This is a genomic window from Herbaspirillum autotrophicum, assembly GCF_001189915.1.
Classification (GTDB): domain Bacteria; phylum Pseudomonadota; class Gammaproteobacteria; order Burkholderiales; family Burkholderiaceae_D; genus Herbaspirillum; species Herbaspirillum autotrophicum.
Genome location: NZ_LFLS01000011.1, coordinates 46,118 through 63,267, shown reverse-complemented (window position 1 = coordinate 63,267; position 17,150 = coordinate 46,118). Strand labels below are relative to the sequence as shown.

Below are 17,150 nucleotides of genomic sequence, written 5' to 3'. Positions count from 1 at the left end.
AGACGCTGTGCTGATATTGATCTGGTTGATAAGGCGCTGCATCATGGTGCCGGTGTGGATGCTGGTCCTAGGCGGCATGCTGTCGGCGGCGCAGGCAGCATCGTTGCCGCAAGCTGATCCCGATGATGGCAAGACCTTCCGCGTTTTTGCGTTTCATGACATACGTGAAAATGTACGGGCCACGTTTGATACTGACCCGGAAGAACTGGCGGTCGATCAGAGCGTGTTGATGAACTTCTTTTCCTGGCTCAGGGACAACGGCTATCACCCGGTTACGCTGGATCAGATCCGGGCTTCCCGGAACGGCGGCGCGCCGTTGCCGGGAAAGCCGGTGTTGCTGGTGTTCGATGACGGTTATCAGAGTTTTTACAGCAAAGTATTTCCTCTGCTGAAGCTGTTTCGGTTTCCGGCCATCTTCGCGCTGGTGACGGAGTGGCTGGAGGTGCCTGGCGGCCAGCGGGTCATGTCATACGGGAAGACCGGCGTGCCGCGCGAAAAATTCCTGAGCTGGTCGGAGATCACTGAAATGTCTGCTTCCGGACTGGCTGAATTTGCCACGCATACCCATGCATTGCATAAAGGCACGGTGGCAAATCCACAAGGTAATGAAATACCGGCAGTCGTGACGCATCGCTATGATTCCCGCACCGCCACCTATGAAAGCGACGCCGCGTATCAGCAGCGTCTGATTGCTGATTTGCAACTGGGAAAGCAGTTGATCGAGAAGCACACCGGCGTGCCGGTGCGCGCGGTGGTCTGGCCCTACGGCGCGTATAACAATACGGCGCTGGCGGCTGCTGATGCTGTCGGTCTGCCGTTCGCCATGTCGCTTGAGAGCGGGCCGAATTCGCCGGATGTACCCTTGAACCGGATCCGGCGCGGATTGGTTTCGTTCGACGCGCTGGCGCCCGATTATTTATATTATTTGCGCACACCGGCCGGTTTTGATGGCGATGTGCGTCCGGTCAACCGCGTGATGCACGTCGATCTGGATTATGTTTATGATCCGGACCCCAAGCAGCAGGAAGAAAATCTGTCGCTCTTGCTGGAGCGGGTCAAGAAGATCAGTCCCACCAGCGTATTCCTGCAAGCGTATGCCGATCCGGATGGCGATGGCGTCGCCGATTCGGTCTACTTTCCCAATCGTCATTTGCCGCTGCGGGCAGACCTGTTCAGCCGGGTCGCCTGGCAATTGATGACGCGCTCAGGGGTCAAGGTGTATGCATGGATGCCGGTCATGGCATTCCGCTTGCCGTCGAAAAATCCGCTGGCGGGCTCGGTAGTCAAGATGGGTGCAGGCGCACCGGCAGCGGCATATGCAGATCGTTACCATCGCCTCACGCCATTCGATCCTCAGGTACGCGACCTGATTCGGGAGATCTACGAAGACCTTGGCAAATATGCGCGCTTCAATGGCGTTCTGTTTCATGACGATGCCACGCTCAATGATTATGAAGATGCCAGTCACGCTGCGTTGCAGGTCTATCAGTCATGGGGTTTGCCATCCGATATCGAAGCGATCCGGCGGTCGCCGGTACTGGCGGATCGCTGGTCGGATCTGAAGACGCGGTATCTGACCGATTTCACGCATGAACTGGTCGCGGTGTTGAAAACCGCCCAGCCAGCGCTGATGACCGCCCGCAACATGTATGCGGCGCCGCTGATGGAACCGGAATCGGAGCATTGGTTCGCCCAGAATTACCAGCAATTTCTGCACAGCTACGACTATACCGCGGTGATGGCGATGCCCTATATGGAGCGGGTTGCAGAGCCTCTGCCGTGGCTCAGGGAACTGGCGCGGCGGGTGGCGGCAACGCCCGGCGGACTGGATGGCACGATCTTCGAACTGCAGGCATTCGACTGGAATGTCCGAAAGCCCGTGGCCGATGCAACTCTGGAAAAACAGTTTTCGCTGTTGCGCAGTATGGGCGTGCGACATCTGGCGTACTACCCGGATGACTTTCTGGAAAATCAGCCTGATCTGGGGTTGGTGAAAAGGACGCTGTCCAAGCAAAGTTTTCTGGAATCAGTCCCGGGCAAAGTCGAGGGAACTGAAGTCAGGGGGCGCAAACCCTCCCGGGGAGTGGAAAAATGACGCTCGCCATCTGGTGGTTGCTATGCCTGGATATATTGTTCGACTTTGTTTTTTTCTATCCGTTTTTCATGGCTTATGTATGGATGGCCGGAGGGGTAGTGCACTTTTTCCTGTTCGAGTGGCGTCAGAGGGATACGCGCGATGCGCTGGAATTGCTGGCAGATTTACCGCGGGTCAGCATCCTGGTTCCCTGTTTCAATGAAGGTGACAATGTCCGGGAAGTCATCGGTCATCTGATGCAACTGGAATATCCCAATTATGAAGTGATTGCGATCAACGACGGCAGTACTGATGACACTGGCGCGCAACTGGATGAGATGGCGCGCCGGTTTCCCCTGCTGCGGGTGATTCATCAGAACGTCAATCAGGGTAAAGCGGTAGGACTGACGACGGCAACCATTCTGGCGCAGGGCGAGTTCATTCTGGGTATTGACGGCGATGCCATTCTTGATGTGAAGGCCATCGGCTGGATGCTGCGGCATTTTCTGCGGCATGACGACATTGCTGCGGTCACCGGCAATCCGCGCATCCGCACGCGATCGACCTTGCTGGGCCGCATGCAGGTAGGAGAATTTTCTTCATTCATCGGTTTGATCAAACGCACCCAGCAATTGTATGGACGCCTGTTCAGTGTCTCCGGCGTGATCGTCATGTTCCGGCGCAAGGCGTTGCTGGATGTCGGCTTCTGGAGTACCGACATGCTGACTGAAGATATTGATATCAGTTGGAAATTGCAGGTTGCCGGATGGCGCATCCGTTACGAACCGCATGCGCTGTGCTGGATTCTGATGCCGGAAACGATCAGAGGTTTGTACAAGCAGCGCTTGCGCTGGGCCATGGGCGGGATTCAGACCTTGTTGAAATATTCGTCAAACATGCGTCATCTTTCGCAGCGTCGCATGTGGCCGATTTATGGCGAGTATCTCCTCAGCGTGTTCTGGTCGTACTCGATGGTGCTGGCACTGGTGCTGGCCTTGCTCAAATCCCTCGGGCTGGTGCCGCACACGCTGGATACCGCGCTGATTCCGGAATGGAGCGGCTTGCTGTTGATCTTTACCTGTTTTCTGCAATTGATGATCGGGTTGCTGATTGATTACCGCTATGACTGTCATTTGCTGCGCTATTTTCTGTGGACCATCTGGTATCCGCTGGCGTTCTGGATGATCAATCTGATCACGACCGTCATGGCGGTGCCATCGGTGTTGTTGCGTCGGCGCGGAGCACGCGCTGTTTGGGTCAGTCCGGATCGGGGAGTAAAGCATGACTAATACGACAAATGCACGACAATCAGCCGATCAGGTGATGGCGGCTTACATTATCGATATCAGTTATCAGCCTTTCGACATATCGGCGCGCGCCGGCAAGAGAAACGCTGCGGTATTGAAGCTGCTCTGGTTTCGTCTGCTCAGGCCGCTGTTGGTATTGCTGACCTGGGCCGTACTGGGCGGGTATGCTCATCGATGCTTCCTGAAGCTGGAGACGATTCATGTCTCCCTGTTGGTTGTGGTGTGTCAGGTCGGCCTGGGTTTGTTTCTGATTCTGCTGGCGCTGCTGGGTGCACAACTGATTTTCGATAGCCGCGACACGCCGCCGGCGCAGCCTGACGAAGATCCGGATTACATCGTCAGCATCCGCAAGAATTTGCTGGCGACGGTTCCCGATCCGGACAGCATCATGGAGATCGCGGCATACGCAGAACTTGATCGTCAGCTATTGTCCACCTGGCAAAACGACCGCAGCCTGGTGGCCTATCACGATGAACACGGACACTTCCGTTCAGCGGCGATTCGTATCTGAGAAGGCGCGTTTCTGATCGCGTGCTGCTAATACGTGCTGATACTGGCCAGCGATTTTTTCAGGTTGTCGAGCGGGCCGATCAAGCGTCCCGGCTGCAAGTCATGCACCAGCCACAAGGCTGAGCTGGCGTGCAGGGCGGGCACCGAGACCACTTTCAACTGGCGTCGGAATGCACTGCGGGAAAATGCCCCGGCCGTCACGATGCCAAGTCCGAGGCCGCGGCTGACCAGTGACATTTGCAGTTCGGCGCCGAATGCTTCCACTGCAATCTCCAGCGGTAAATCAGCGTCAGTAAATTTGCGGCGCAGCGCACCGCGCATGGCACAGCCATCCTGATTCAGGATCCACGGATGGCGCGACAAGGCATCCAGACCGATATCGTGATCGGGAATGTCCAGCTGTTCGGATGCCACCACCAGCAACGCTTGCTGGGCCAGCTTGTGCCCGGCCAGCCGTTCGCCCGGTTGGGCATCATCTTGCATGATCACCACGGCGGCATCGACGACATTCTCTTGCACCTGCGTCAGCAACACCGGCGACCACGCCGAGCTGACTTTCAGGCCCAGCCGCGGATAGGCGGCCAACAGATTGTTGATGGGTTCAGACAGCACCAGTTCCGACAATATCGATGGCACGCCCAGCCGCAACGAGCCGGTAAACTCCCTTTTTTCATCGGTGCTGCGGACCAGTTCATCCACCGAGCGCAAGACCCGCTGACCGAGCGCGTAGACATCGCGTCCCTCGACGGTCGGCTTCAACGGCTTCGACAGACGATCCAGCAGCGTCACGCCGAGAGTGGCTTCCAGGCTTTGAATGCGCCGGCTGATTCCCGGTTGCGTCAAATGCAGGCGCGTCGCAGCGCCGCTGATGGAGCCGGTTTCAACGACGGCGACAAACGCCTGGATGTCATGGGTATTCATGGTTGTCTAAATATATTTGCATAATGTGTATGATAATAATTCAATTGTTGCATATTGTGAATGTGCATACACTGCAAGGCATTGATATTCCGTGAAGAACAACATGAACCAGACTTGCCCGCAGTCATCGGGAATTGCTCCCGTTGTCACCGTACCGCCACTGACCACTGCCTTGACGCTGCTGTTCGCAGTCGCGGTTGGCGTCATCATCATGAACCTGGTGGCGCCGCAGCCGGTGATCGGCGTGATTCAGGAGGCGCTGGATTTGCCGCCGGCGTGGTCCGGCGTCATCGCCATGCTGCCGCAATTGGGCTATGCCGTCGGACTGGTGTTGCTGGTGCCGCTGGTTGATCTGCTGGAGAACCGGCGCTTGATTGTGGGGATACTCGGATGTTGCGCCCTGTTTTTGTTGGGTGCCATGTTTGCTACCGATAAAGTATTGTTCCTGAGTGCAATCTTCCTGGCCGGCGCCACTTCCAGCGCGATCCAGATGCTGGTGCCGATGGCCGCCATGATGTCCAGCGAAGCACATCGCGGACGCACCATTGGCAATGTCATGTCGGGGTTGATGGTGGGTATCTTGCTGGCACGTCCGCTGGCCAGCCTGATTACGGATTTCGCCGGCTGGCGCAGCATGTACGCCGCACTCGGTGTGGCGATTGGATTATTGGCGTTGCTGCTGGCGCGGGTGTTGCCGCAGCGTTATCCACAGACGGGTAACAAGCGCGACGCGCATTCCTATAGTGGCCTGCTGAAATCCTTGTGGCATTTGCTGCGCGATGAGCCAGTGCTGCGTCAGCGTGCATTGACGGCGGCATTGGGTTTGGGCGCGTTCAGCGCGTTCTGGACGTCGATTGGTTTGCGGCTGGCGCAAGCGCCGTTTGATTTGAGCCAGAAATCGATTGCCCTGTTTGCGCTGGCCGGTGCGGCTGGTGCCGTCGTGGCGCCGCTGGCTGGCCGGTGTGCCGATCGCGGCTGGACCCGGCCGCTGACCGTCGCTGCGCATGGCCTGATGTTGCTGGCTTGTCTGCTGGCACAGTATGCCGGATCAAACGTCGGCGGTGCATTGGGGATTGGTTTGCTGGCACTGGCGGCGATTGCGCTGGATGCCGGTGTGACTGCTGACCAGACCCTGGGCCGGCACGCCATCAACTTGTTGAATCCGGCTGCGCGCGGTCGCATCAATGGTTTGTTTGTGGCGATCTTTTTTATCGGTGGAGCGTTGGGCTCGGTGGCTGCCGGTGCGGCCTGGGCGCATGGTGGCTGGCATGGCGTGTGTGCGGTCATCGCGGCATTTTGCCTGGCCTCTTTGCTGGCAGATTTTGTCGCGCGTGCCGGCAAGCGGACGAGGACGCTGCCGGCACCGCAGACGGGCGCCGGCAATCATTCCTGAACGTTCGCAAAATCAATAGGGTTTGCCGGTCTTGAACGGGAAGTACTGGTAGAGCCAGGTTTCCGACAAGGTCTTGTCTTTGAGACGCAGATAGAGCCGGATCTCTGTTGGTGCATCACCGTCGACAGTCAGATCGAATTGCGCGCGCCAGTGTCCGGCAACGCCATTCGGAACGGCTTCGGTAAATACATAAGAGAAGCTGCCGCGCGATGCCGACAATACCGCTTCCGGCTTGACGCCAAAGGGAAGTTGTTCGAGCGGGGCGCCCTTGAATTCGACCATGAATTTGCGCACATTTTGCGGACGTGCCTGCCCCGGCTGGCCGCCGTTGCCGAGCCGCGTCGCGACGCAGCGCGCCAATGGTGTCGGGAACGGCTCGTCGTGCAGCCAGTGCAACCGGTAACTCAGGCGGTAGCTGTTGCCGGCAACCGCCGGTGCATGCGGTACCCACATTGCCACCACGTTGTCGTGAATTTCATCGTCGGTGGGAATTTCGATCAGTTGCACCGCACCTTCGCCCCATCCTTGCTGCGGCTCGACCCACAGACTCGGGCGGTCTTCATAGCGCACGCCATCCTGATAGTGGTCGAAGTTGCGGTCACGCTGCAACAGGCCGAAGCCGCGCGGATTGTTGTCGCCGAACGCCGATGCCGTGGTGCGCGGCGGATTGTTGAGCGGCCGCCAGAGATGTTCGCCGGCGCCATTCCAGATCGCTAGTCCATCCGAGTCATGCACCTCGGGACGCCAGTCGGCACCGGTGCCTTTGACCGTTTCCGAAAACCAGTACATGGAAGTCAGCGGCGCAATTCCGAAACGGGCGATGTCGCGCCGCAGGAACAAGGCGGTGTCGATATCCATGATGACGCCGGTGCTGCGTGTCATCACGAACTTGTAGGCACCGGCAATGCTGGGGCCGTCGAGCAACGCATAAAGGGTGACGGTATTGCTGCCCTCGGCCGGGGTTTCGAAATAGAAGTGCGTGAAGTTGGGAAATTCTTCTGCCTTGCCGGCTTGTGCGACATCAATGGCGATGCCGCGCGCCGACAAACCATATTGATACAGATCACCGATGGCGCGGAAATAGGAGGCGCCGAGAAACGCCACCCAATCGTTTTTGCGCCAGTCCAGTTTGCTTTGATCGCCGCTCCGGCTTTCCTGAAAACGGAAGCCGGCGAAGCCGCTGCCTTTCGGCAACTGGCGCGCGGGACTATCGGCGGGCATGTCGAAGTAGCTTTCGTCGTAGACGATTTCGCGCGCTTTGGCAGCAGCGCCGTTCCCTGTCACAACATGCATGTGAACCGGTGACTGGAAGAAGCGCCCGAGGTGAAAGAAGGTCACCGCGAATTGTCCCGGGCCGTTGGCAAACAAGGCATGGCCGGTATCGAATTTGATCTTGCCGTGCGCTTCGTAATCGATTTTTTCCAGTATCTCGCGCGGCGCTGCCGCTTGCGCTTTATACGCAGTTTGCGCCAGCGTACGGGCGCGGGCGATCAAGTCATCAAATGAAAAATCGCGGGCGTTGCCAAGTTTGATGCGGTCAGCGGCAATGGCGGCGGGGGGGATGCCGAGTGCAGAAAGGGCGGCAGCGGCGGTGGCAGAAGTCAGAAAGTCACGGCGATTGATCATGGGCAGGCGATGTCGGGAATGGTGTGTTGTCGAAATGGGCGGGCATTAAACGACGCGAAAAAAGGTCGCTGGCACTGGATGATATTGGCAATTGTCATTGGCATCCGGATGATGTCGGTCTGTCAATGTCACGTTGAACCATGTGCTTGCAGTACAGAAAGATAACATGTTGTCTGCAATCGCAAGCGCAGGGAACAGCGGCTTGCACTTGCTCTGCAGGTACTGAGTACGATGTGCCGGAGATGGTTCCGCGATTGCCTGGCGGGATGCTTTTTGATGGACGGTTAAAAATAAATTGAGTAGAATGCGCGGGTCATTGGGGAGTAGTCGCCTTCCGCCCTGAGGAGGGGCTTGCATCAACATACTTGGTCAAAAAACGACCATGGTGCAAGCGGTTCCTGTGCTTGACAAGACCTTTGACCATACTGCCTTCGGATTTGGCCGGGGAGAGGTGTGGTCATCGTTTTTTTGTCCGGCCATGGAGACCCCAATTGGATGCATTTCTCGTTTCTACCGGCGTAGTTGCCCTGGCCGAAATCGGCGACAAGACACAACTGCTCGCCTTCATTCTCGCTGCAAAATTCCGCAAACCGATTCCCATCATTCTGGGCATTCTGGTATCGACCATCGCCAATCATGCATTTGCCGGCGCTCTCGGTGCCTGGATCACCTCGCTCGCGTCGCCTGAAATCATGCGCTGGGTGCTTGGCGTATCATTTATCGCAATGGCAATCTGGACGCTGATTCCAGACAAGTTCGACGAAGAGGAAGCCAAGTTCGTGCGCTTCGGTGTATTCGGAACGACGGTGGTGGCCTTCTTCCTGGCTGAGATGGGCGACAAGACACAAGTGGCCACGGTGGCACTGGCCGCTCAATATCACGCGTTCTTCGCGGTGGTGGCAGGTACCACGCTGGGCATGATGATCGCCAACGTGCCGGCAGTCTTGCTTGGTGACCGTATTGCGGGACGGATTCCGGTACGCGTGGTGCATGCGATTGCAGCCCTGATCTTTGCCATCATTGGTATTGCGACCTTGCTCGGCGCCGGCAAGTCGATCGGCTTCTGACCGGGACGCCGCCGATGTCGAGACTCTTGCCTCTGTAATACAAACGGCCCGCAGTTGTGAACTGCGGGCCATTTTTCATTGCGACTCCGGATCAGTTTGAATCAGATCAATACTGGTAGAAAATCTTTTGGATTTCCTTGGTGTCATTGGTCTTGGTCAATGCCAGCATCAGCAGGATGCGGGCCTTTTGCGCATTCAATGTATCAGATACCACCAGGTCCAGTTTGTCATCGTCGGCTTCGCCGTTACGCGCCACGATGCCTTGACCGACGCGGCTGCTGCGCACCACGATCACGCCTTTTTGACGCGCTTCGACAATCGATGGCACGACGGTGCTGGCCAGGCTGCCGTCACCGACGCCGGCATGGATGATGCCCTTGTCACCGGACGCCACGAAGGCGTTGAATGCAATCGGGTTCATGTTGGCGTAGCCATAGACGATATCGACTGCCGGCAGGGAATTCAGATTGCTGATGTCGAATTCGCTGTCAGCGGTATTGCGACGCGTCGACTGGCGGTAGAAGTAAGGCTTGCTGCCCTGGATGTAACCAAGGAAACCAAGCTCTGGCGTCTTGAAGGTATCCAGCGTGGAGGTATTGGTCTTGGTAACTTCGCGGGCGCCGTTGATCTGGTCGTTGAGTGATACCAGTACACCTTTGCCGATGGCTTCCTGGCTGCCCGCCAGCAATACCGCGTTGTACAGATTGATCGGGCCGTCGGCGCTGATGGCTGTGGCCGGACGCATCGCACCGACAATCACCACCGGCTTCTTGCTTTTGACAACCAGGTTGAGGAAGTAGGCGGTTTCTTCAATCGTATCGGTGCCGTGCGTGATCACGATGCCATCGACATCGCTCTGCGCCAGCAAAGTATTGACGCGCTTGCCGAGCTTGAGCCAATAGTCATTGTTCATGTTTTCGCTGGCGATCTGGAAAACTTGTTCGCCCTTGACGTTCGCGACTTTCTTCAGTTCAGGAACGGCATCGATCAATGCATCGACACCAATTTTGGCCGCGGTATAGCCAACGGTGGTGGTGCTTGAAGCGCCAGTGCCGGCGATGGTGCCGCCAGTTGCGAGGATGGTGACATTAGGTAATTTTTGCGCCTGCGCTGCCGAAAATACTGCGACGCATGCCAGGATCAGAAACTGGCCGGCAATTTTTTTAGAGTACATATCTTTCCTCTTCAAGATGGGTGGCGATGTATCCGGCTGTACAGTTGGTATCGCGTACGCCACTTTTTGTGTGGTGCCGGAGAGCGATCAAGATAGCACCCATTTTCACTTCCTTGAATAGCCCCGGGGACTAAAACGAAGGTATTTTTTACGCCGCGTTTTCGGATAATTTTTTTGCTCGCTGGTTGTGCATAAAAGTATCGTTAAAGTGCGCGCCCTTGCATGTTTGCACCGAAACGGAAGCCTTGCTGTGATTGCTTTCTGGCAAGATTTTATTGATTGCTCATGTGCGCTTGTACCTGGCAGCCGGCGGTTTGCCGATGGCCGTTTTTCATGCGAAACAGCAGTGGCTTGGTGAGAGAAAATCAGTGATTGAACGAGGTCGGCATTGCATTCTTTTCGGTCGTCAGTGACGTGCGAAAATACAGTTGCGTGATTTGCATTCATGCCGGCACTTATGTGAGTAAAATGAATCATGGCAACTTTTCAATATTGTCGATTTGTCTTGATTTGAGAGCAACGGGAGAAATTGTGTTGAGTGAAAAATTTACCGATCCGCAAGCGGCACTTGACCGTGTCATTGAAATCTACGCCAGCAATACGGCCATTCTGAGAGCCGCGTTCAAGCAGTTCACGCAAGGCCAGGAAATACCGCAGCGGGTACGCGCCTGTTATCCGTTTGTCCGCATCACGACCGACAAGGTGACCCATACCGATACCCGTCAGTCTTTCGGTTTTGTCGCCGGTCCCGGCACGTATCAGACTACCCTGACCCAGCCGGTATTGTTTTCTCAATACTTGCTGAGCCAGTTCAAGCTGCTGCTGCAAAATCATCAAGTGCCGCTGGAGGTCGGCGTCAGCGAGTTGCCGATTCCGGTGCATTTTGCGTTTGCCGATGGCATCCACGTCGAAGGTGACCTTGATCCGGAACATTTGCGGCTGTTGCCGGATGTCTTCGATTTGCCGGATCTGGCCGAGATGGATGACCGCATCGTCAACGGTACTTACGAAGTGGAAAACGGCGCGTGGCGGGATGGGGTGCATCCGCTGGCATTGTTTACCGGACCGCGGATTGATTATTCGCTGCATCGCTTGCGGCATTACACCGCCACTGCACCGCATCAGTTTCAGCGTTACGTGCTGTTCACCAATTATGCGTTTTATGTCGATGAGTTCGTGCGTCTCGGACGGTCATTGATGCAAGCCACCGACGATCCGGCCGAGCGCGCCTATCGCAGCCAGTACGTCGCATTCGTCGAGCCGGGCAATGTCACTACCGTCAATGCCAATCTGCAGGATCCGCCGCTGGCAACCACCACCGGTACGGCGCCGGTGCGGCAACCGCAAATGCCGGCCTATCATTTGCAGCGTGCTGACGGTTCCGGCATTACGCTGGTCAACATCGGCGTCGGTCCATCCAATGCGAAAACCATCACAGACCACATCGCGGTCCTGCGTCCGCATGGCTGGATCATGCTCGGACATTGCGCCGGCCTGTCGGCTTCACAACGCATGGGCGACTATGTATTGGCGCACGCCTATGTGCGTGATGATCATGTGCTTGATGATGACTTGCCGCTGTGGGTGCCGATCCCGGCGCTGGCTGAAGTGCAGCTGGCGTTGCAGGATGCGGTTGCCGGCATCACCCAATTGGAAGGGTATGAGCTCAAGCGCATCATGCGAACCGGCACGGTAGCGTCGGTCGATGATCGCAACTGGGAGTTGCGAGATCATCGGATGCCATTATTGCGTTTCAGTCAGAGCCGGGCGATTGCGCTTGATATGGAAAGTGCCACGGTGGCGGCGAACGGTTTCCGCTTCCGGGTTCCTTACGGTACGCTGCTGTGTGTTTCCGACAAGCCGCTGCACGGTGAAATCAAGTTGCCGGGGATGGCCAACCGTTTCTATGAACAGCGTGTGGCGCAGCATTTGCAGATCGGTATCAGAGCGTTGGAACTGTTGCGCAATAACGGCATCGAGCAATTGCATAGCCGAAAATTGCGCAGTTTCAGCGAGCCGGCGTTCCGTTAATCGCTTGCCGGCATTGGCTTGCCGACCGCAGTCAGGAGGCTGCGGTCGGCGTCGTTCTGGTCATCTTGTAATAGAACACCGCGCCCAGCAGCAGAGCTGCAGCGGCAATGCTCAGCGACGCCGTGAATGATCCGGTCTGATGCACCAGTTGTGTTGCCAGTGGCGGGCCGGCGATTTGTCCTAGGCCGTAAGAGGCGGTCATCAATCCCATCAGACTGCTGGTGTGTTCCGGTCGCAAACGACGCGCTTCACGCATGGCAAACAGCGTGATTGCGGTAAATGGCAAACCGAGCAAGATGCTGCTCACTGCAAATCCTGCTTCGTTCGGAAAAACCGCGCTGATGAGGACGCCACAGGCTTGTGTCAGATAGCTGGCTGCCAACAGTTTGCGCTGATCGTAATGCACCGGAAAGCGGGTCGCACCAAAGGCGCCGAGCGCCACACACAAACCGAACAACGGCCAGAAAAAATCCGGCCAGACTGAATTGGGCAATGCCTGGCGCGCGATGACGGGCAGGAACGTGGCCGTTATGATGTAGCCGAAACCGGCTAGCCCATAGGCCAGAACCTGCAAGCGGATTTCTTTTTTGAGACCGGCAGTTTCACTGATGGCGGCCGTCGGCTGGCGGGTCGACGCTGCGGGTTGGGTGCTGTGGTCGTCGTGATAAATCCGCCAAACCAGCAAGGTCAGCACAATCGCCAGCGCGCCGAAGGCCAGCCAGCCGGAGGCTGAATTCCAGTGGTGGCTGACCATGCTGCCGGTCGCCAGTCCGGTCAGCATGATGCCGATTCCCGGACCACAAAAAATGATTCCGCCCATGGCCGGGTAGCCGAGGTGCGTCAGTTGCTGCAAACACCAGCTTGAGCCATAGACGAATACCAGCGCGCTGGCGACGCCTGACAGAAAACGCATCAACAGCCATAGCGATGGCATATCCAGTAAGCCCATGCCGAGCGTCAACACAATGGTGCTGAGCAGTCCGGCGCGAATCGTGGCGATCGGGGGCAATCCGCGCCATATGGCGCACAGCATGGCGCCGGCGAAGTAACCCAGATAGTTGGCAGTGGCCAGCCAGCCGCCGTAATTGAGGGTGATGCTGCCGTCATGCAGCATCATCGGCAGCAACGGGGTGAAAGCAAAGCGTCCGATGCCCATCGCCGTTGCCAGCGTCATGAGGCCGGCAAACGCGATACGCCAGGCATTTTTGCGGGCCATCGTATCGGCATGCAGTTTATCCATGGCGAGCTTTCGCGGCTGCCTTGGCAAATGGCTGGAGATGGATTGATACCCCGCTGACGAAACACTGCGGCGGGAGGAAAATAGTGCTACGCGACGGAAGGCCAGACATGAAGACTGATTAAGTGAGCTTGTAAGGCGTCATGGTAGCGTGTTTGGCAAATTCTAAAAAATGAATAATAAAAATGTATCCATCATAATTTGCGATTGACTAATGCGGCCGGCAGACTTTATGTTCTGCATGAAGCGGAAATGTTTTGCCATGGCATCGATGAAAGATGCCGCTTGGGCGACGATCAGTTGCGGCGGTTCTGCTCTCTGTCAGCGCTGAAATTTACCACGCGCAAAATTTCTTGAATAAAAGATATCCTTCAGGCATCAGTGTTTGCGGGCAATTCAGGTAACAATTTGTAAATGGCCTGTAGCAGATGCAGTTTTTTTTATATATTGAAGTTCCCCCTCCATTCTCTCCCCCGAGAATGGGATTTACCCCACGTACCGCAAGGTGCGTGGGGTTTTTCTTTTGTGTTGTGCAGAGTTTATCATTGGTATCTTGACGTGCTCGCTGTACAACAACATGTCTGCACGTCAACTAATTGCCGGGTTGGATGATCAGGTTTTCGCGCGCCGCCGACTGAATTGCCAGCACCGCCGGATGCGTAAGGCGGCGTTCCACCGAAATGGCGAAGAACTGCTCGATGACGGCATCGGTTTGTCCCAGTTGAACCACGCCGAGTTGTTTTGCCAACTGCGCGGCAACTGCCGAAGGTGCTGCGAAGATGCCGGTGCCGGCTTCGCCGAAGGCATTGAGCAATGCGCCATCGTCAAATTCGCCAGTGATGTTGGGGCGAATCTTTTCCTTGTCAAACCATCGCAGCAAGCGCGGCCTGACGGCGGCGTCTTCACCCGGCATCAGGAAGGGAGCGCCATCGAGGCTGCGCGGAAATCCCTTTTTGTATTGTTTGGCCAACGCCGGTGTGGCAAAGAAGCTGGTGTCGCATTCACCCAGCAAATGGCTGTATCCGCGCACATCGATGTTGGTGGGCATCGGACTGTCGGCGATCACGATATCCAGGCGATGAATTGCCAGATCACCCAGCAGGCGATCCAATTTTCCTTCGCGACAAACGATGCGGAACTGCTCCGGCAGTTTCAATGCTGTTTCCAGTAGCAGGTAAGCAATGGTCTTGGGAACCGCGTCAGCCACACCGACACGGAATTGCAGCGGCCGCCCGCCAGGACGAAACCGCAACACTTCTTCCAGTTCTTCTCCCAACGTAAACATTTGATCGGCATAACTGAACACGGTGCGACCGGCGTCGTTGAGTTCAAGCCGGCGGCCGATACGATTGAATAATTTGTAGCCGAGCCCCTCTTCGAACAGACTGATCTGGCCGCTGATTGTTTGCGGAGTCAGGTGCAGCCGCTCGCTGGCGTGATTGATGCCGCCGGTTTTTGCGACAACCCAGAAATAGTGGAGATGTTTGTAATTGAGCATGGCCGGCATTCTGGTAATTGTTCGTAAAAACCGAATTGAAATTGGATTATATTCGAATTTTCAAATGCCTTATTTGAGACTACAGTGCGGTCATGCGGGCGAATCAGGAGCCCGGTTGCCTGTTTTCAATAAATGGAGGTAGTGATGAAATGTCCTGCATGCACAACCACTGAGCTGGCCATGTCGGAACGTCAAGGCGTGGAAATCGATTATTGTCCGCAATGTCGCGGCGTGTGGCTTGACCGAGGGGAACTCGACAAACTGATTGAACGCGGCAATGCGGTTGCCGCACCCGCCAGCCCGGTCCATAACCCGGCAGTGCGTTTCGGCAATCAGGGGCGTTATGATGATTCAGACCGGCGCGATGAGCGCAGCCGTCATGAACATCAAGCCTATCCGGCGCGCAAGAAGAAGAGCTTTCTGGGAGAAATGTTTGATTTCGATTGATAAGACAGAAATTGGGGGTAAATCGTGAACGGTGTCGAAAGTTTTGCAACCGCTCCCATGTGGATCGGTTTCATCGTGTTTGTGCTCGGCATGCTGGCATTCGACATGCTGGTGCTGGGCGGACGCAATGAACATAAGGTAACGGTCAGGGAGGCGCTGGGCTGGTCGGTGGCCTGGGTCGGACTGGCGCTGGCCTTCAGTGTGTTGTTGTGGTGGTATCTGGATCAGAACATCGGACGCGAGTTCGCGAATCAAAAGAGTCTGGAATTCTTGTCCGGCTATCTGATCGAGAAGTCATTGTCGGTCGATAACATCTTCGTCTTTCTGGTGATTTTTGGTTACTTCGCTGTTCCGCCTGCAATGCAGCGACGCGTTTTGCTGTACGGCGTGCTCGGGGCGATTGTGATGCGGGCAGTGATGATCTTGCTCGGGGCATGGCTGATCGCGCAGTTCAGTTGGGTCATGTATCTGTTTGGTGCTTTCCTGATCCTGACCGGCGTCAAGATGTTGATTTTTGCCGATAAGGAGACTGATCTCGGACAAAACCCGCTGCTCAAGTTCATGCGACGGCATTTGCGGGTCAGTCAGGAATACGATGGTCCCAAGTTCTTTACCGTGATCAATGGCGTTCGTTTCATGACGCCCCTGTTCCTGGTACTGATTTTGATCGAGTTGACCGATCTGGTGTTCGCGGTGGATAGCATCCCGGCGATTTTCGCGATCACGACCGATCCGTTTATCGTGTTCACATCCAATATGTTCGCGATCATGGGTTTGCGTGCACTGTACTTCTTGCTGGCTGACGTGGCAGATCGTTTCCACTTGCTGAAGTATGGCCTGGCACTGGTGCTGGTATTCGTGGGCGGAAAGATGTTGCTGGCTTACTGGTTCCACATTCCGGTATTGGCATCGTTGCTGGTGGTAGGGGGCATCTTGTTGATATCCGTCATCCTCAGTCTGGTGCTGACCAGGAACAAGGCTGCATCTTAAGCAGTTGCGATAAATAGGGTCGGAGTTGATTTACAATAGTTCATCTTCTCCGATCCGAGTGTTGCCATGGCCCGTTTGCCCCGTCTGGTTGTCCCCAATCAAGTGCATCACATCATCCAGCGGGGGCATGACAAACAAACAATCTTCCGCGATTCAGCCGATTACACGGCTTTTCTGGAGTGGCTGCGTGAAGGCGCCAAGCGCTTCAAGCTGGCTATTCACGCCTATGTGCTGATGGATGATCATATCCATTTGCTGGCAACCCCCTCTGACATGCAAGGTCTGGCACGAATGATGCAGTGGGTCGGACGTTGCTATGTACCGTACTTCAATCATAAATATGCGCGTAACGGCACGTTGTGGCAGGGACGCTACAAAGCGACGGTGGTGGATGCCGAGCGCTATCTGCTGGTGTGCAGTCGTTATATCGAGCTTAATCCGGTACGCAGTGGATTGGCGATGGTTGCGGCAGAATACCCTTGGTCCAGTTATATGCATCACATTGGCGCCAAGCCGGATCCGCTGATTACTGATCATTCGGTGTACTGGGCGCTCGGCAATACGCCGTTTGACCGGGAAATTGCTTACAAACAGCAGGCAGAACAGCCGCTCAGTACGGAAGAAGTGGCGCTGGTCAGTCAGGCAACCTTGAAAGGCTGGGCATTGGGTGCGGATGATTTCAAGCTGAGTCTGGAAAAACAGGCCAGCCGTCGCGTCAGTCCGGCAAAAAGAGGGCGGCCGGCCAAGATTCAAGACAATAGTGTGCCCAATGATGGGGCAAATATCCCGCCAAAAGAGCAATAATACTGAATGAATACAAGCGCTTGCACTGTATTGGCAATCACTATGTCCCTAATTTTAAATCGGCAAAAAAA

Annotated in this window: 14 protein-coding genes and 1 riboswitch; of the genes, 9 read left to right on the top strand and 5 right to left on the bottom strand. The window is 56.0% G+C overall.

Annotated elements, in window-relative coordinates; genetic code table 11:
- Positions 1–7: 7 nt before the first annotated feature.
- Genes pgaB through AKL27_RS10730 form a run of 3 tightly spaced genes read left to right on the top strand, consistent with a single transcriptional unit; the run spans position 8 to position 3,892 of the window.
- Positions 8–2,095, top strand: a complete 2,088-nt coding sequence (gene pgaB / locus AKL27_RS10740; RefSeq protein WP_232310963.1) for a poly-beta-1,6-N-acetyl-D-glucosamine N-deacetylase PgaB — start codon at positions 8–10, stop codon at positions 2,093–2,095.
- Positions 2,092–3,363 carry a poly-beta-1,6-N-acetyl-D-glucosamine synthase gene (gene pgaC, locus AKL27_RS10735; RefSeq protein WP_050462820.1) on the top strand — a complete coding sequence of 424 codons (1,272 nt, stop codon included), beginning with the start codon at positions 2,092–2,094 and terminating at the stop codon, positions 3,361–3,363. The genes pgaB and pgaC overlap by 4 nt, the downstream gene beginning before the upstream one ends.
- On the top strand, positions 3,356–3,892 hold the full coding sequence (locus AKL27_RS10730; RefSeq protein WP_050462819.1) for a hypothetical protein: 537 nt from the start codon (positions 3,356–3,358) through the stop codon (positions 3,890–3,892). The genes pgaC and AKL27_RS10730 overlap by 8 nt, the downstream gene beginning before the upstream one ends.
- A gap of 26 nt (positions 3,893–3,918) precedes the next feature.
- On the opposite strand, the gene AKL27_RS10725 is transcribed toward AKL27_RS10730, so the two are convergent.
- Positions 3,919–4,812 carry a LysR family transcriptional regulator gene (locus tag AKL27_RS10725; RefSeq protein ID WP_050462818.1) on the bottom strand — a complete coding sequence of 298 codons (894 nt, stop codon included), beginning with the start codon at positions 4,810–4,812 and terminating at the stop codon, positions 3,919–3,921.
- A gap of 103 nt (positions 4,813–4,915) precedes the next feature.
- Between AKL27_RS10725 and AKL27_RS10720 the strand changes: the two genes are divergently transcribed.
- The gene (locus AKL27_RS10720; protein ID WP_050462817.1) at positions 4,916–6,205 is read left to right on the top strand and encodes an MFS transporter; all 1,290 of its coding nucleotides are present in this window, start codon (positions 4,916–4,918) and stop codon (positions 6,203–6,205) included.
- Between the two features lie 12 nt (positions 6,206–6,217).
- Here the strand turns inward: AKL27_RS10720 and AKL27_RS10715 are convergent, their stop codons facing one another.
- Entirely contained in the window at positions 6,218–7,831 is a 1,614-nt protein-coding gene (locus AKL27_RS10715) for a glucan biosynthesis protein (RefSeq protein WP_050462816.1), read from the bottom strand.
- Between the two features lie 306 nt (positions 7,832–8,137).
- Positions 8,138–8,318: riboswitch (yybP-ykoY riboswitch) on the top strand.
- A gap of 4 nt (positions 8,319–8,322) precedes the next feature.
- Between AKL27_RS10715 and AKL27_RS10710 the strand changes: the two genes are divergently transcribed.
- Positions 8,323–8,898, top strand: a complete 576-nt coding sequence (locus AKL27_RS10710; RefSeq protein ID WP_050462815.1) for a TMEM165/GDT1 family protein — start codon at positions 8,323–8,325, stop codon at positions 8,896–8,898.
- A 106-nt stretch (positions 8,899–9,004) separates the two neighbouring features.
- On the opposite strand, the gene AKL27_RS10705 is transcribed toward AKL27_RS10710, so the two are convergent.
- Positions 9,005–10,072 carry a type II asparaginase gene (locus AKL27_RS10705; protein WP_050462814.1) on the bottom strand — a complete coding sequence of 356 codons (1,068 nt, stop codon included), beginning with the start codon at positions 10,070–10,072 and terminating at the stop codon, positions 9,005–9,007.
- Between the two features lie 528 nt (positions 10,073–10,600).
- Here AKL27_RS10705 and AKL27_RS10700 point away from each other — a divergent pair.
- Positions 10,601–12,103, top strand: coding sequence for an AMP nucleosidase (locus AKL27_RS10700; protein ID WP_232310967.1), 1,503 nt, complete (start codon positions 10,601–10,603; stop codon positions 12,101–12,103).
- A 31-nt stretch (positions 12,104–12,134) separates the two neighbouring features.
- Here the strand turns inward: AKL27_RS10700 and AKL27_RS10695 are convergent, their stop codons facing one another.
- Positions 12,135–13,343, bottom strand: a complete 1,209-nt coding sequence (locus AKL27_RS10695) for an MFS transporter (protein ID WP_050462812.1) — start codon at positions 13,341–13,343, stop codon at positions 12,135–12,137.
- Positions 13,344–13,932: 589 nt separating this feature from the next.
- Complete coding sequence (gene nhaR / locus AKL27_RS10690; protein WP_157056883.1) at positions 13,933–14,838, bottom strand: transcriptional activator NhaR; 906 nt, start codon at positions 14,836–14,838, stop codon at positions 13,933–13,935.
- Positions 14,839–14,982: 144 nt separating this feature from the next.
- Between nhaR and AKL27_RS10685 the strand changes: the two genes are divergently transcribed.
- From AKL27_RS10685 to AKL27_RS10675, 3 genes are all read left to right on the top strand, one after another.
- Positions 14,983–15,285, top strand: coding sequence for a TFIIB-type zinc ribbon-containing protein (locus AKL27_RS10685; protein WP_050462810.1), 303 nt, complete (start codon positions 14,983–14,985; stop codon positions 15,283–15,285).
- Between the two features lie 24 nt (positions 15,286–15,309).
- Positions 15,310–16,275 carry a TerC family protein gene (locus AKL27_RS10680; RefSeq protein WP_083438975.1) on the top strand — a complete coding sequence of 322 codons (966 nt, stop codon included), beginning with the start codon at positions 15,310–15,312 and terminating at the stop codon, positions 16,273–16,275.
- Between the two features lie 66 nt (positions 16,276–16,341).
- On the top strand, positions 16,342–17,079 hold the full coding sequence (locus AKL27_RS10675) for a transposase (protein WP_050462808.1): 738 nt from the start codon (positions 16,342–16,344) through the stop codon (positions 17,077–17,079).
- Positions 17,080–17,150: the final 71 nt, after the last annotated feature.

What these genes read in the sequence shown, in the direction of transcription:
- AKL27_RS10715 (WP_050462816.1), bottom strand. Translation starts at nt 7,831, where the DNA reads ATGATCAATCGCCGTGACTTTCTGACTTCTGCCACCGCCGCTGCCGCC.
- AKL27_RS10695 (WP_050462812.1), bottom strand. Translation starts at nt 13,343, where the DNA reads ATGGATAAACTGCATGCCGATACGATGGCCCGCAAAAATGCCTGGCGT.
- pgaC (WP_050462820.1), top strand. Translation starts at nt 2,092, where the DNA reads ATGACGCTCGCCATCTGGTGGTTGCTATGCCTGGATATATTGTTCGAC.
- AKL27_RS10720 (WP_050462817.1), top strand. Translation starts at nt 4,916, where the DNA reads ATGAACCAGACTTGCCCGCAGTCATCGGGAATTGCTCCCGTTGTCACC.
- nhaR (WP_157056883.1), bottom strand. Translation starts at nt 14,838, where the DNA reads ATGCTCAATTACAAACATCTCCACTATTTCTGGGTTGTCGCAAAAACC.
- AKL27_RS10685 (WP_050462810.1), top strand. Translation starts at nt 14,983, where the DNA reads ATGAAATGTCCTGCATGCACAACCACTGAGCTGGCCATGTCGGAACGT.
- AKL27_RS10675 (WP_050462808.1), top strand. Translation starts at nt 16,342, where the DNA reads ATGGCCCGTTTGCCCCGTCTGGTTGTCCCCAATCAAGTGCATCACATC.
- AKL27_RS10705 (WP_050462814.1), bottom strand. Translation starts at nt 10,072, where the DNA reads ATGTACTCTAAAAAAATTGCCGGCCAGTTTCTGATCCTGGCATGCGTC.
- AKL27_RS10730 (WP_050462819.1), top strand. Translation starts at nt 3,356, where the DNA reads ATGACTAATACGACAAATGCACGACAATCAGCCGATCAGGTGATGGCG.
- AKL27_RS10725 (WP_050462818.1), bottom strand. Translation starts at nt 4,812, where the DNA reads ATGAATACCCATGACATCCAGGCGTTTGTCGCCGTCGTTGAAACCGGC.